Raw genomic sequence first — 13,284 nt, forward strand, 5'->3', positions numbered from 1 at the left:
CGCATGATATGCGCTAAAGCCATGCCGGCTCCTATCCTGCCTCTCATCGATGCTGCAACCCACTGGCCCGCGCGCGGCGCGCTGGTCGGCCTCGATTTGGGCACGAAGACCATCGGCGTTGCGGTGTCCGACCCGGACCGGCGGCTGGCGACCGGAGTCGAGACGATCCAGCGCAAGCAGTTCAAGCAGGATGCCGCCAGGCTGCTGGCCATCGCCACCGAGCGCAAGGTGGTCGGCTTCGTGCTGGGCCTGCCCATCAACATGGACGGCAGCGAAGGCCCGCGCGCGCAATCGACCCGCGCCTTCGCGCGAAATCTGGCCGGATTGACTGCGCTGCCCATCGGTCTCTGGGACGAGCGCCTTTCGACCGCGGCGGTCGAGCGCGAGCTGATCGGCATGGACGTCAGCCGCGCCAAGCGGGCCGAGGTGATCGACGAGCACGCCGCGATCTTCATCCTGCAAGGCGCACTCGATCGCCTTGCCAATCTACGCACGAGCCCGGGACCGGACTGATCCATGGCCGTCGTCATCGCGGCGCTACTGCCGGTCTTCATCCTGATCGTGCTCGGCATCGTGCTGAAGCGCAGCCTGATGCGGCTCGACACGCAATGGCACGGGTTGGAGCAGCTGACCTATTTCGTGTTGTTTCCGATGCTGCTGATCCAGACCCTGGTAAAAGCCGACCTCTCCAAGGTGCCGGTCGCCGGCGTCGGCGGCGCGCTGCTGCTGTCGGCACTGGCGATGTCGCTGTTGTGCCTCGCATTGCGCCGCGCCCTGTCGCGGCTCGGCATCGGCGGCCCCGCCTTCACCTCGATCTTCCAGGGGGCGACGCGCTGGCAGACCTTCGTTGCGCTGTCGATCGCCGCCAATCTGTTCGGCGATGTCGGGCTGGCGCTCGCCTCCGTTGCGATGGTGGCGATCATCCCGCTCGTCAACGTGTTCAGCGTCTCGGTGCTCGCTCGTTATGCATCGCCGGAAAAGCAATCCGGCCGCGCCATCGTCATGACATTGGTGCGCAATCCTTTGATCTGGGCCTGCATTATCGGCCTTACTGTCAATGTCACCCACCTGCCGCTGCCAAGGCTTTGGCATGAGGTTGCAGACGCGCTCGGCAGTTCCTCCCTCGCCATCGGCCTGCTCGTCACAGGCGCGGGATTGCATCTCGAAGGGCTCTTCCGTCCAAGCCTCGGCGCAGCCGTCGGCGTCGTTTTCAAGCTCTTGCTGATGCCCGCGCTCGCGATGGGGCTCGGTCTCTGGTTCGGGCTTTCCGGCAACAGCCTGGCGATCGTGGCGATCTGCTCGGCGGTGCCGACCTCGTCCAGCGCCTATGTCCTCGCCCGCCAGATGGGCGGCGACGCCCCGCTGCTGGCGCAGATCATCACGCTGCAGACGATCTTTGCAGCCATTACAATGCCGATCGCGATCGCGCTGGCGGCCTAGCACTCGTCAATCCGAGCGCACCTCTCTGACCTCGTCATTGCGAGGAGCTCTTGCGACGAAGCAATCCAGACTGCCGCGGCGGAGAGATTATGGATTGCTTCGCTGCGCTCGCAATGACGAAGTTGCGGCCTAGCTCCCCAGCCACATCGTCAGCACCACCGCGGTGAGATTGTTCAGCGCATGCAGCACGATCGTGAGCCACAGCGAGCCGGAGCGGTAGCGCATGTAGCCGAACCACAGGCCGATGGCAAAAACTTCGGCGAGGAAGTACATGTCGTACTGCAGATGGACGATTGTCCACACCAGCGACGACATCAGGATCGCGCCGGGTGCGCGCAGGAAGCTCGCCGACCAGCCACGATAGAGGAAGCCTCGCGCCAGAACCTCTTCCGACATCGGCGCCGCCACCGCGAATGCGGCCAGCAGCAGCAGCGCGGCGCCCTTGTCGCGGCCCGTTTTCAACAGATCGGTCATGAAGCCCGGCGTCGCCTCGCGGCCGAGGGCGCGCGACATCGTCTCCCAGAGCAGCACGATCAGGATGAGGCCGACGGCGCCGAACAGCAGCTGCTTCCAGGACGGCCAATGCAGCGCGAGATAATCGATGAACGAAGCTTTCTTGATGCGAATGGCGAGCCAGACGGCGGCCAGTGTCGCCGGCAAGCCCATGATGACCGAGAGCGCAAGCGTCTGGGGCTCGCGGCCGACGACCTGCAGCGAAGCGAGGTCCATGGGTAGACCACGCTGCGCCGCCAGCAGAAGGACGGCGCCGATCTGCCCGACGAACATCGCAACGAAGATGAAGAGGCCCCACAGCGCCGTGCCCCAAAACTTCCAGACACGCGGTGTCGCTGGCGTCGCGGTCAACGGCGGATGATCGGGATTGAGGGAGTGCATCGGGAGGCTTTCGTTTTGGAGGCTCACGGCAGCGCCCGCTCCAGCAGCGCGCGCACGGCGGCGCTGTCGAGCTCGACCGCGCCGTACATGCTGGCATGGTTCGTCGCGAGGCGGGTCGCGGCAAACAATTCGGCCTGGCGCGGCGACACGCCATTGAGCGCGGCCGTCGCGGCCAGCAATGCCAGCTTCTCGACCGCAAGCCGCGCGACGCGCTCGCCGTCGGCGCGCCGAAACGTCTTGCCGATGAAGCTGGCCGCCTCGCCCGCCCCCGGCAGCCCCTTGGTCTCGGCCGCCAGCGTTTGCAGCACCGCCGTCGCCGCCTCGCCCTCGCGCGAGAGCGCGCGGAGCACGTCGAGGCACATCACGTTGCCCGAGCCCTCCCAGATCGCGTTGACCGGCGACTCCCGATAGTGGCGCGCCAGAATGCCGTCCTCGACATAACCGTTGCCGCCGAGGCACTCCATCGCCTCAAACAGGAACGGCGGCGCGCTCTTGCAGGTCCAGTATTTGATCGCGGGCGTGAGCAGTCGCATATAAGTCGCCTCCGCCGCATCGTGCGGCGTGCGGTCGAAGGCACGGCAGAGCCGCATCACCAGCGCCGTGCTCGCCTCCACATGCAGCGCCATATCCGACAGCACGGCCTGCATCAGGGGCTGATCGGCCAGATGCTTCTGGAACACGCTGCGATGCCGGGCGTGGTGCAGTGCATGCGCAAGCCCCGAGCGCATCAGGCCGACGGAGGCGATCGCGCAATCCTGCCGCGTCAGCTGCACCATCTGGATGATGGTGCGGATGCCCTTGCCTTCCTCGCCGACCCTTTCGGCATAGGCGCCTGTGAATTCGACCTCGGACGAGGCATTGGAGCGGTTGCCGAGCTTGTCCTTCAGCCGCTGGAACTGGACGGCGTTGACCGATCCATCCGGCGCGAAGCGCGGCATGAAGAAACAGGTCAGCCCGCCGTCGGCCTGTGCCAGCACCAGGAACGCATCGCACATCGGCGCCGACATGAACCATTTGTGGCCGGTGATGCGATAGCCGTCCCCGTCGCGCACCGCACGCGTCATGTTGGCGCGCACGTCGGTGCCGCCCTGCTTCTCGGTCATGCCCATGCCGAGCGTCATGCCGCGTTTCTGCCACCACGGCGCAAAGCTCGGATCGTAGCTCTTGGTCGACAGCACCGGCATCACCCGCGCGAGCAAGTCGGGCTGCAGCGCCAGGGCACCGACGGAGGCGCGCGTCATCGTGATCGGGCAGAGATGGCCGGTCTCGACTTGCGCAGCCATGTAGAACTTTGCAGCGCGAATGACCTCAGCGCCATCGCCGGCCGGCTTGCCATCCGCGGTCCAGGTAGAATTGTGCACGCCGGCATGCGCACTGTGCGCCATCAGCTCGTGATAGGCGGGATGAAACTCGACCTGGTCGCGGCGATTGCCCTTGGCATCGAAGCTGCGCAGCTTCGGCGTGTTCTCGTTCGCAAGGCGCCCGCGATCGGCCATTGCCGCCGAGCCCCAATGCCGGCCGAACTCCGACAGTTCCCGCTCGGCCGCTGCGCCGCCATTGGCCCTGACCGCCTCGACCAGCGGCCGGTCCACGGCGAAAAGATCGACGTCCTCGAACGGCGGCGACTGGTTGAAGACCTCGTGGGTCGCAAATGTGGGCTGGGTCATTTTGCGTCCTCGGCGCGGAATCAGTTCCGTCGCGGCTGGATCGGGAAATCATAGGCCGCCCCGCCTGCCCCCGGCAGCGAAAAATGCCACCACTCCTTCGAATAGTTCACAAAGCCTTGCCTGGCCATCACAGCCACCAGCCGCTTGCGCCAGGCGCGCTGCTCCGGAGTGATCGATGGTGCCGCAGTGTGCCCCTTCGGGTCGGTACAGTCGTAGCCTGTGCCCATGTCGACGCTGCCCTCGGGCGCCCGCGCCTCGACCGGCGCCGTGCAATCCGCATAGGTCTTGGCTGGATCATATTTGGCAGAATTGTCCGCCCTGAGATCGACCAGCGTGAGATCGAGTGCCGCACCGGTCGAATGCTGCGAGCGGCTCGCAATGTAGCCGAGGCGGAACAGCTCGGTCTTGGGGATCTTCGGATTGTAGCGCCGCTCCGACGCCGTCTCGCGGCCGTTCTGCGACCACTTGACCATGTCGAGCGAGGCCCGCGCCGGCCGGTAGCAGTCGAACATCTTGAGCGAGAGATTTTGCGCCGCCAGCTCCTGCTGCACCGCTTTCAGCCGCAGCCCCACCTCGCGCTTCACCACGCATTCGCCTGCTTGGTAGCCGGCGAGCGGACGGCCGACGAAATTGTTCGACGTGGCGTAACGGATATCCTGGATGATGCTGGGATCGATATCGCGCAGATAGACGAAGTCACCGGGCAAGCTCTGCGCCCGCACGGGGGCGAGATACGATGCTGCAAGCAGCGCGACAAGCACTGCGATCACGCCTCTTGCGATCATTGCAGCGGATCCGAGTTGACCAGGAGCTTCGTGATCGCGGTGTCCGTGTATTTGTTGCCGGCCCAGACGTCGTCGATGATGAATTGCATCCAATAGGCCGACACCGGCGGCCGCAAGGTCAGCAATTGCGCCGACAGCTTGTCGTCGAGGACGAAGGTCTGCGACTCGCCGCCCGAGAACAGCACGCGGAGCTGGCGGACCCTGTTGTTCTTGGCGAAGATGTCGGGGCTTTTCTGGTAGCCGTTGTGCACGCGGATCGACTTGACCCGCCGCACGGTTTCGAACTCGATGGTGATCCATTCGCCGATGCCGTTGCCGGATGCGCCCTCCACCCAAGCCGTCCCCGTCGAGGCGTCGAACAAATTCGCTGCGCCGTATGAATTGCCGAATTGCGGCTTCAGCATCGAACTGACGCAATAGGTCTCGAAGCCGCTGCGGGCGCAGCTTTCGCCTGCCGCGGCGGGACGCGGCGGACGCATGGTGGCGCGCTCCGCGACCGCAGGCCTTGCCGGCGGCTTCGCCAGCATGCCCGCCACTTTCGGCGCCCCGTTCGACGATTCCGCATTCCAGAGAAAGATGCGTCCGCCGAGCGTCTGGTCGTAATAGGCGGGCGTCTGCTCGTGCGGTGCTGCTTGTCCTCCGGCATCCGTCGCCGTCAGCGCCAGCGCCGCCACGCGCTCGCGCACCTCGACCGCGAGGTCGCCGAGATGCAGCTCGGGCCGCTTGAGCTGCTCGACGAATATCCGCGTGAACACCGAATTGTGCGCCGTATCGTTGCTGCCGAGCTGGTCGAGCGCGGTCTGGCCGATGCCTGCGGAATAGAGCGTGAAGATCCCGCGCGCGGGCCGGGCGTCAGCAAGCCCCCGCGTGTTCCCGATCGAACGGCCGGCGGCGCGCGGAAACGGATTGTCACGGCAGGCATCGATGACGACGAAGGCGACCCGCACTGCCTTGGCCTGAAGCTCCGCGATCACGTCGGGCTCGGCGATCGAGGCCCCGCGCACCCGCGCCTCGGCGCCCTCGTTCACGGTAGGAACGTCGCTCGGCACGAGGTAGTTCACGCCTGCGATCGCAACGCCGTGTCCGGCATAGAAAACGGCGGCGGTATCGCCCGGCTCGAGCCGCGACGTGAAATCCGCAAGCCGGTCGATCATGCCCTGGCGGCCAAGATTGGTCCCGAGCACGATGTCGAACCCGAGCGACCTCAGCGCGTCGGCGACGGTCGTTGCGTCATTGGCGGCCTTCTTCAATTGCCGGTCGGCCGGCAGGTTCGGATAGAGATCGTTGCCGATCACGAGTGCGACGCGTTTTTCGGCCCAAGCCGGTGTCGCAAGGCCAGCCATGCACGCGGTCGCGAGCGCAGCAACATTGCGCGCCAGTCGATTAAAATACCGCGTGCCCGTCATGATCCAGCCCGTGACGCAACCTTTGTTGCGAGTCTAGCGCAAAGCGGCTGCCCCGAACACCGGCTGGCGGCGCCGCCTGCGCCGCAAAGCGCCGTGGATAAGTCCGGCGGCGGGATTTGAAGCTTGCTCCCCCCGCCGTCCGCCCCTATAGCTCTGCTTTTAATGACATCGAAATCGACCTTCGTCCTCGGCCACCGGCATTTGCTGGGCATCGAGGGCCTTTCCGCGGCCGACATCAGCGGCCTCCTCGACCTGTCCGAAGAATATGTCGAGCTCAACCGCCAGGTTGACAAGAAGCGCACCGTCCTGCGCGGACGGACGCAGGTGAACCTGTTCTTCGAGGCCTCCACCCGGACCCAATCCTCGTTCGAGCTTGCGGGAAAGCGGCTGGGCGCCGACGTCATGAACATGTCGGTCGCCTCCTCGTCCATCAAGAAGGGCGAGACACTGATCGACACCGCGATGACGCTCAATGCGATGCACCCGGACATCCTGGTGATGCGCCATCACGCCTCCGGCGCCGTGGAACTGCTGGCCCGCAAGGTCGACGGTTCCGTGATCAATGCCGGCGACGGCGCGCACGAGCATCCGACCCAGGCGCTGCTCGACGCGCTCACCATCCGCCGCAACAAGGGTCGGATCGAGGGGCTCGTGGTCGCGATCTGCGGCGACGTGATGCATTCGCGCGTCGCCCGCTCCAACATCATCCTGCTTAACACCATGGGCGCCCGCGTCCGCGTCGTCGGGCCCTCCACGCTGCTGCCGCCGGGCATCGAGCGGATGGGCGTCGAGGTCGCGCGCGACATGCGCGAGGGTCTCAACGGCGCCGACATCGTCATGATGCTGCGGCTGCAGCGCGAGCGCATGAACGGCTCCTTCGTGCCCTCGTCGAGCGAATACTTCCACTATTTCGGGCTCGACCAGAAGAAGCTCGCTTACGCCAAGCCGGACGCGCTCGTGATGCATCCCGGCCCCATGAACCGCGGCGTCGAAATCGACACGGCCGTCGCCGACGGTGCGCAATCCCTGATCCGCGAGCAGGTGGAGATGGGCGTCGCCGTGCGCATGGCGGTGCTGGAAGCGCTCGCCCGTAACCTGCCGAACGCGTGATGCCGATGCTGACCGATCGCCGCCCCATCCTGCTGGCCAATGCCCGCGTCGTCGATCCCTCCAGGGATTTCGACGGCGTCGGCGACGTCCTGATCGCGGACGGCAGCATCCGCGAGACCCGCCGCGGCATCGGCGCGGCCGGCGTCCCCGAGGGCACCGACATCGTCAATTGCTCCGGCAAGATCGTCGCACCCGGCCTGATCGACATGCGCGCCTTCGTCGGCGAACCCGGCTTCAGCCACCGCGAGACCTTTGCCACCGCGAGCCAGGCGGCCGCGACCGGCGGCATCACCACCATCATCTGCCAGCCCGACACCTCGCCGGTGATCGACAATTCGGCAACGGTCGACTTTGTGATGCGCCGCGCCCGCGACACCGCGATCGTCAACATCCAGCCGATGGCCGCCCTCACCAAGGGCATGCACGGCCAGGAGATGACCGAGTTCGGCCTGCTCAAAGCCGCTGGCGCCGTCGCCTTCAGCGATGGCGCCAGAAGCGTGACCAATGCGCAGGTGATGCGCCGCGCGCTGACCTATGCGCGCGATTTCGACGCGCTGATCGTGCATTACACCGAGGACCCCGATCTTGTCGGCGAAGGCGTGATGAATGAGGGCGAGTTTGCCTCGCGGCTCGGCCTGATGGGCATCCCGAATGCCGCCGAAGCCGTGATGCTGGAGCGCGATCTGCGCCTCGTCGCCCTCACCGGCGGCCGCTACCACGCGGCGTCGCTGACCTGCATCGATTCCCTCGACATCCTTCAGCGCGCGCGCGATGCCGGGCTCGCCGTCAGCGCCTCGGTCTCGATCAATCATCTGGCGCTGAACGAGAACGACATCGGTCCTTACCGTTCGTTCCTGAAGCTGTCGCCGCCGCTGCGCACCGAGGACGACCGCCGCGCCCTGGTGGCGGCGATCGGCTCCGGTCTGCTCGATGTCATCATGTCCGACCACAATCCGCAGGACGTCGAGGGCAAGCGCCTGCCGTTCGCGGAAGCCGCGCCCGGCGCCGTCGGGCTCGAGACCATGCTGCCGGCCGGCCTGCGGCTGGTCCACAACGGCGAGATCGAGCTGAAGACGCTGATCCGCGCGATGTCGACCCGCCCGGCCGAGCTGCTCGGCCTGTCGGGCGGAACCCTGCGCGCCGGCAGCCCCGCGGATGTCATCGTGATCGACCCCGACGTGCCCTGGGTGGTCGATCCCGCCGACCTCAAGTCGCCCTGCAAGAACACCCCGTTCGACGAGGCCCGCTTTACAGGCCGGGTGGTGCGCACCATTGTCGGCGGACGAACGGTATATGAGCATGTCTGACGTGCGGCTTCGTTCGACGTGGAGAATGGGCCTTTGGAGATGCCGCCATGGCGCTTGAACCGTTTCTGCCGGTGGCTTTCGTCATCGGCTATCTCCTCGGCTCGATTCCGTTCGGGCTGATCCTGACCAGGCTCGCGGGCACCCAGGATATCCGCTCGATCGGCTCCGGCAGCATCGGCGCCACCAACGTGCTGCGCACCGGACGCAAGAGCCTCGCCGCGGGAACCCTGCTGTTCGACGCGCTCAAGGGCACCGTGGCGGTGGTGATCGCCGGCTACATCGCAGGCCCCTACGCCGCAATGGTAGCCGGGCTCGGCGCTTTCCTCGGCCACCTCTTCCCGGTCTGGCTGAAGTTCAAAGGCGGCAAGGGCGTCGCGGTGTATATCGGCATCCTGCTGGGGCTGTTCTGGCCGGGCGCCGTCGTGTTCTGCCTGCTCTGGCTGGCGACCGCCTTCACCACCCGCTATTCCTCGCTCTCGGCGCTGGTGGCGGCGTTCATCACACCGATGTTCCTCTGGTGGTTCGGTCATCTCGCATTGTCGGCGCTCGCCGCCGTGCTGACCCTGCTGTTGTTCTACGCGCATCGCGAGAACATCAAGCGCCTGCAAGCGGGCAAGGAAAGCCGGATCGGCGAGAAGGCCTAGAGCATGATCCGGAAAAGTGCGTAGCGGTTTTCCGAAAAGATCATGCTCAAACAATAACCTAAAGCGTGATGACGATTCCTAATCGCATCGCGCTTTAGAGCGTTTTCGAGCGAATTGGATTCCGGTTCGCGTCGCGACAACGCCTCAAACAAGAATTTGAGGTCGGAAAAAGTACGGATACCGCCGCACCCCTTCCGCATTATATGCCAAATCCTGTTCGCAATTCTCCTGCGAGTCACGGCAGGCTGTAGCGAACTGGTTCCATGCCTGTCATCCTGATACGGGAAACGGCGTTAGGCGGTTGCTCAGAATGAGCGAGAAGATTGTCGGCGTGAATGACGGGATCGGCTCGCTCGGTGCTTCCGGCACTGCAGCAAGCCGGCTGCTCTCGGCGACCAACATCTGGTCCGACGCGCCGCTGCCCGCGCCCGCTGCACGGCCAGCGCCGCAGCCGGAGCCTGCAGTCAAGCCTGACGCTCCGCTCGATGTCGCCGTCGCCAAGGCTGCACCGGTCGCGCCCGCGCGGGCGCGTTCCGAGCAATGGCCGCCGCGAAAGCTTTCGCTGGCGCTGCAGGGCGGCGGCACCTTTGCGGCCTTCACCTGGGGCGTGCTGGAGCGCCTGCTCGAAGAGACCTCCATCGAGATCGACACCGTCAGCGGCGCCAGCGCCGGCGCCATCAATGCGCTGCTCCTCGCTTGCGGCCTGGCCGAAGGCGGCCGTGAAGGCGCACGCTCCCGGCTGAACCGGTTCTGGGTCCGGCTGATGCACGAGGCCTCGTTCCGCTCACTGATGCTGATCGGCGGCTTTTCGCCGGCGGGAAGCTCGGTCGCGTTCGGCCCGACCCTGCGCTCCGGGCAGTTCGATCCGTTCGATCTCGATCCGCTGCGGCAGGCGGTCTCCCGCGACATCAATTTTTCCGTCCTGCGCCATGCGCGGTGCCCAAAACTGCTGATCGCGGCGACGCGGATCCGCGACGGGCAGCAGCAGATTTTCGGCAACGAGGCCATCACCGCCGACGTCGCGCTGGCCTCGACCTGCCCTCCGCTGGTCCATTGTGCGGTCGAGATCGATGGCGAGGCCTATTGGGACGGCGGCTTCGGCGGCAATCCGCCGCTGCTGCGCCTGGTGCAGGACACCGCGGCAACGGATCTGCTGCTGGTCCAGGTCACGCCGACGCGCGACAGCTATGTGCCGATCACGCTCGCCGCGATCGACCGCCGGCTCGACCAGATCGCGGCGAACGCCGCGCTCAATGCCGAGATCTCCGCGATCGAATGGGCGCAGTCGCACATGGCCTCTCCGCTGCGGCTCACCAGGATCGCGGCGGAAGACTCCGTTGACGGCCTGGCGCAGCGCTCATCCACCGATCTCGGCCGCGGCTTCATTCGCCTGCTGCACCGGAGCGGTCGCGAGGCCGCGGAGCGTTGGCTTGGACAACGTGCAAGAGCCGGCTCAGCGCCCGCTCAGGCCCGTGCTCCCTCCGAACCTGCGCTAGCGTGATTTCGCCAGCGCGTCCTCCAGGAACCAGGCAGAGGTCAGCGCGACAGGATCATTGCCGAAGCGCGCGATCACCTGCACGCCAACAGGCAGGCCGCCAACCTTCAGCACCGGCACATTGACGCAAGGATTGCCCATCAGCGTCCACAGCCGGTTGTAACGGGGCGAGCCGGTCGAGGCGAGCTCCTTGGCTGGCGCTATGCCCGGCGCCGAATAGGTCAGCAACACGTCGAACCCTTCGAACAGCTCGCCGAGCTCGCGGCGGCCGCGGCGGGCGATGCGGCGCGCATCGTCGTATTCCTTCGATGTCAGTCCGACCGTCTCATCGAGGCTGGCGCGCAGCAGCGGCGCGATCTCGTCGTGACGCTCGGAAAACTCCCAGGCCAGCGCGCGATGCGCCTCGAAGTTCTGGATGATGGGATGGATGCGCCAGGCTTCCTTGACCGCCTCGGGCAGATCGATGATCTGCACGCGGGCGCCGGCCTTCTCGGCCGCCTTGATCGCAGCCAGCAAACCCTCCTCTGCCGCCGGCTCCACGGCTTCGGCAAATTCCTGCCTGACCACGCCGATGCGCGGCGCCTTGGCTGGACCGATGCCGTCGAATTCAGTGCGGCCGGTAATCGCCAGCAATCCGCGCGCGAGATCTTCCGCGCGGCTACCGAACAGGCCGACCGTGTCGAGGGCCCACGAATAGCACTTCACGCCGATGGTCGGCAGCATCCGGAACGATGGTTTTATGGCGGCAGCGCCGCAATAGGCCGCCGGCCGGATCACCGAGCCTCCGGTCTGGGTGCCCAGCGCCAGCGGGATCATGCCGGCGCCGACGGCCGCCGCCGAACCCGCGGACGAGCCGCCGGGCGAATGCGCCGTATTGTGCGGATTGAGCGTCGGCGTCGGATCGCTCGAGGCGAACGCGGTCGTGGTGGTCTTGCCGATGATGGTGGCCCCGGCTCGCTTCAGCATCATCACGACCGGCGCATCGGCGCGCGGCTGCCAGCCGCGATAGATCTCCGAGCCCATCTCGGTCGGCATGTCAGCGGTGTCGATGATGTCCTTGATGCCGACGGCAATGCCGCGCAGCGGGCCCGAGGCTTGCGCTCTCGCGGATTTGTCGTGCCGGACGAAAGCCTGAACGTCCTTCTCCTTGGCTTCGATCGCCGCATGCGACTGAGCGATGGCGGCGTCGGGCGAAAGCTCCCCCGCTTCAATGCGGCGCTGGAGGTCGGCGAGTGAGATCATGACAACATCCTTCTTATTGGCATCGCTTTTAGCATCGCAGCGAGGTCGTGCAAGCGCACGTCCCTGTTGCGCAACGCCCTCTGGTTGTTCCATGCTGTCCCTGCAAGGAGACGCCGTGGACGCCATCAATTCAAGCGTGGAGCTGACCGAGGCTGAGCGGATCGACCGGCTGCGGCTGATCCGTTCCGACAATGTCGGGCCGCGCACCTTCCGCTCGCTGGTCGATCATTTCGGCAGCCCGCGCGCCGCGCTGGAGCGGCTGCCCGATCTCGCCCGCCGCGGCGGCGCGGCGCGATCGGCGCGCATCTGCAGCGCGGATGAAGCAAAGGCCGAGCTCGCCGCGAGCCGCAAGTTCGGCATCGCCTGGCGCGCGCCCGGCGAGGACGGCTATCCGGAGCGGCTGGCGATGATCGACGATGCGCCGCCGCTGCTCGCGGTGCGCGGCGACACCAAATCCCTGATGCGGCCGATGATCGCGATCGTCGGCTCACGCAACGCCTCCGGCGCCGGCCTCAAATTTGCCGGCCAGCTCGCGCGCGAGCTCGGCGAAGCCGGCTTCGTGGTCATCTCCGGGCTCGCCCGCGGCGTCGACCAGGCCGCGCATCGCACCAGCGTCGAGAGCGGCACGATCGCGGTGCTCGCCGGCGGCCACGACTGCATCTATCCGCCCGAGCATGGCGACCTGCTCGCCGCGATCCTCGACCACGCCGGCGCTGCGATCTCCGAAATGCCGCTCGGCCATGAGCCGCGCGCCCGCGACTTTCCCCGGCGCAACCGATTGATCTCGGGCGCTTCGCTCGGCGTCGTCGTGGTCGAGGCGGCGCACCGCTCGGGCTCGCTGATCACAGCACGCATGGCGGCCGAACAGGGCCGCGAAGTGTTCGCCGTCCCGGGCTCGCCGCTCGATCCGCGCGCCGCCGGCACCAACGACCTGATCAAGCAGGGCGCAACGCTCGTCACGGAAGCTGCCGACATCGTCAACGCGGTTCAGCCGATCATGGAGCGGCCGCTGATGCATCCCGCGGGCGAGCCCGACAGCGAGCCGTTCGAGAGCGATCCGCAAAGCCATGATCGCGACCAGATCACCGGCCTGCTCGGCCCGGCCCCTGTTACGATCGACGACCTCGTCCGGATGTCCGGCGCGTCGCCCGCGATCGTGCGCACCGTGCTGCTGGACCTCGAGCTCGCCGGCAAGCTCGAACGCCACGGCGGCGGGATGGTGTCGCTGGTTTAGCCTCCCCAGGTGTCATTCCGGGGCGCGACGAAGTCGCGAGCCCGGAATCCATTCATCCAC

Annotated in this window: 12 protein-coding genes; 7 read left to right on the top strand and 5 right to left on the bottom strand. The window is 66.5% G+C overall.

Annotation, left to right across the window (positions count from 1 at the left end; all coding sequences use genetic code 11):
- The first annotated feature begins 21 nt into the window (after positions 1 to 21).
- Both ruvX and I6F09_RS03835 read left to right on the top strand, forming a co-directional pair.
- Positions 22 to 513 carry a Holliday junction resolvase RuvX gene (gene ruvX / locus I6F09_RS03830; RefSeq protein ID WP_036025537.1) on the top strand — a complete coding sequence of 164 codons (492 nt, stop codon included), beginning with the start codon at positions 22 to 24 and terminating at the stop codon, positions 511 to 513.
- Between the two features lie 3 nt (positions 514 to 516).
- Positions 517 to 1,440, top strand: coding sequence for an AEC family transporter (locus I6F09_RS03835; RefSeq protein ID WP_225187491.1), 924 nt, complete (start codon positions 517 to 519; stop codon positions 1,438 to 1,440).
- A gap of 129 nt (positions 1,441 to 1,569) precedes the next feature.
- On the opposite strand, the gene I6F09_RS03840 is transcribed toward I6F09_RS03835, so the two are convergent.
- Genes I6F09_RS03840 through I6F09_RS03855 form a run of 4 tightly spaced genes read right to left on the bottom strand, consistent with a single transcriptional unit; the run spans position 1,570 to position 6,129 of the window.
- Positions 1,570 to 2,334 (bottom strand): type II CAAX endopeptidase family protein, encoded by a 765-nt coding sequence (locus tag I6F09_RS03840; protein WP_225140112.1) that lies wholly within the window; start codon positions 2,332 to 2,334, stop codon positions 1,570 to 1,572.
- 23 nt (positions 2,335 to 2,357) lie between these two features.
- Positions 2,358 to 4,001 (bottom strand): acyl-CoA dehydrogenase family protein, encoded by a 1,644-nt coding sequence (locus I6F09_RS03845; protein ID WP_225140113.1) that lies wholly within the window; start codon positions 3,999 to 4,001, stop codon positions 2,358 to 2,360.
- A gap of 20 nt (positions 4,002 to 4,021) precedes the next feature.
- A complete protein-coding gene (locus tag I6F09_RS03850; protein WP_225187492.1) occupies positions 4,022 to 4,786 on the bottom strand; it encodes a M15 family metallopeptidase in 765 nt (254 codons plus the stop codon).
- Positions 4,783 to 6,129, bottom strand: coding sequence for a caspase family protein (locus I6F09_RS03855; protein WP_225187493.1), 1,347 nt, complete (start codon positions 6,127 to 6,129; stop codon positions 4,783 to 4,785). Before I6F09_RS03855 ends, I6F09_RS03850 begins: the two co-directional genes overlap by 4 nt.
- A gap of 225 nt (positions 6,130 to 6,354) precedes the next feature.
- Between I6F09_RS03855 and I6F09_RS03860 the strand changes: the two genes are divergently transcribed.
- The 4 genes from I6F09_RS03860 (at position 6,355) to I6F09_RS03875 (ending at position 10,754) form a co-directional block, all read left to right on the top strand.
- On the top strand, positions 6,355 to 7,302 hold the full coding sequence (locus I6F09_RS03860) for an aspartate carbamoyltransferase catalytic subunit (protein WP_036015092.1): 948 nt from the start codon (positions 6,355 to 6,357) through the stop codon (positions 7,300 to 7,302).
- Between the two features lie 5 nt (positions 7,303 to 7,307).
- On the top strand, positions 7,308 to 8,609 hold the full coding sequence (locus I6F09_RS03865; protein ID WP_036015131.1) for a dihydroorotase: 1,302 nt from the start codon (positions 7,308 to 7,310) through the stop codon (positions 8,607 to 8,609).
- Between the two features lie 47 nt (positions 8,610 to 8,656).
- Positions 8,657 to 9,253, top strand: a complete 597-nt coding sequence (gene plsY, locus I6F09_RS03870) for a glycerol-3-phosphate 1-O-acyltransferase PlsY (RefSeq protein WP_036015094.1) — start codon at positions 8,657 to 8,659, stop codon at positions 9,251 to 9,253.
- A gap of 310 nt (positions 9,254 to 9,563) precedes the next feature.
- Positions 9,564 to 10,754 (top strand): patatin-like phospholipase family protein, encoded by a 1,191-nt coding sequence (locus I6F09_RS03875; RefSeq protein ID WP_225125092.1) that lies wholly within the window; start codon positions 9,564 to 9,566, stop codon positions 10,752 to 10,754.
- Here the strand turns inward: I6F09_RS03875 and I6F09_RS03880 are convergent.
- Positions 10,746 to 11,990 carry an amidase gene (locus I6F09_RS03880; protein WP_036025548.1) on the bottom strand — a complete coding sequence of 415 codons (1,245 nt, stop codon included), beginning with the start codon at positions 11,988 to 11,990 and terminating at the stop codon, positions 10,746 to 10,748. The two genes, I6F09_RS03875 and I6F09_RS03880, sit on opposite strands and share 9 nt — an antisense overlap.
- Before the next feature lie 91 nt (positions 11,991 to 12,081).
- Between I6F09_RS03880 and dprA the strand changes: the two genes are divergently transcribed.
- Positions 12,082 to 13,224, top strand: coding sequence for a DNA-processing protein DprA (gene dprA / locus I6F09_RS03885; protein ID WP_225187494.1), 1,143 nt, complete (start codon positions 12,082 to 12,084; stop codon positions 13,222 to 13,224).
- The last annotated feature ends 60 nt before the right edge of the window (positions 13,225 to 13,284 follow it).

It is taken from the genome of Bradyrhizobium sp. IC3195 (assembly GCF_020193585.1).
GTDB classification, from domain to species: Bacteria; Pseudomonadota; Alphaproteobacteria; order Rhizobiales; family Xanthobacteraceae; genus Bradyrhizobium; species Bradyrhizobium yuanmingense.

What these genes read in the sequence shown, in the direction of transcription:
- ruvX (WP_036025537.1), top strand. Translation starts at nt 22, where the DNA reads ATGCCGGCTCCTATCCTGCCTCTCATCGATGCTGCAACCCACTGGCCC.
- I6F09_RS03835 (WP_225187491.1), top strand. Translation starts at nt 517, where the DNA reads ATGGCCGTCGTCATCGCGGCGCTACTGCCGGTCTTCATCCTGATCGTG.
- I6F09_RS03840 (WP_225140112.1), bottom strand. Translation starts at nt 2,334, where the DNA reads ATGCACTCCCTCAATCCCGATCATCCGCCGTTGACCGCGACGCCAGCG.
- I6F09_RS03845 (WP_225140113.1), bottom strand. Translation starts at nt 4,001, where the DNA reads ATGACCCAGCCCACATTTGCGACCCACGAGGTCTTCAACCAGTCGCCG.
- I6F09_RS03850 (WP_225187492.1), bottom strand. Translation starts at nt 4,786, where the DNA reads ATGATCGCAAGAGGCGTGATCGCAGTGCTTGTCGCGCTGCTTGCAGCA.
- I6F09_RS03855 (WP_225187493.1), bottom strand. Translation starts at nt 6,129, where the DNA reads ATGGCTGGCCTTGCGACACCGGCTTGGGCCGAAAAACGCGTCGCACTC.
- I6F09_RS03860 (WP_036015092.1), top strand. Translation starts at nt 6,355, where the DNA reads ATGACATCGAAATCGACCTTCGTCCTCGGCCACCGGCATTTGCTGGGC.
- I6F09_RS03865 (WP_036015131.1), top strand. Translation starts at nt 7,308, where the DNA reads ATGCTGACCGATCGCCGCCCCATCCTGCTGGCCAATGCCCGCGTCGTC.
- plsY (WP_036015094.1), top strand. Translation starts at nt 8,657, where the DNA reads ATGGCGCTTGAACCGTTTCTGCCGGTGGCTTTCGTCATCGGCTATCTC.
- I6F09_RS03875 (WP_225125092.1), top strand. Translation starts at nt 9,564, where the DNA reads ATGAGCGAGAAGATTGTCGGCGTGAATGACGGGATCGGCTCGCTCGGT.
- I6F09_RS03880 (WP_036025548.1), bottom strand. Translation starts at nt 11,990, where the DNA reads ATGATCTCACTCGCCGACCTCCAGCGCCGCATTGAAGCGGGGGAGCTT.
- dprA (WP_225187494.1), top strand. Translation starts at nt 12,082, where the DNA reads ATGCTGTCCCTGCAAGGAGACGCCGTGGACGCCATCAATTCAAGCGTG.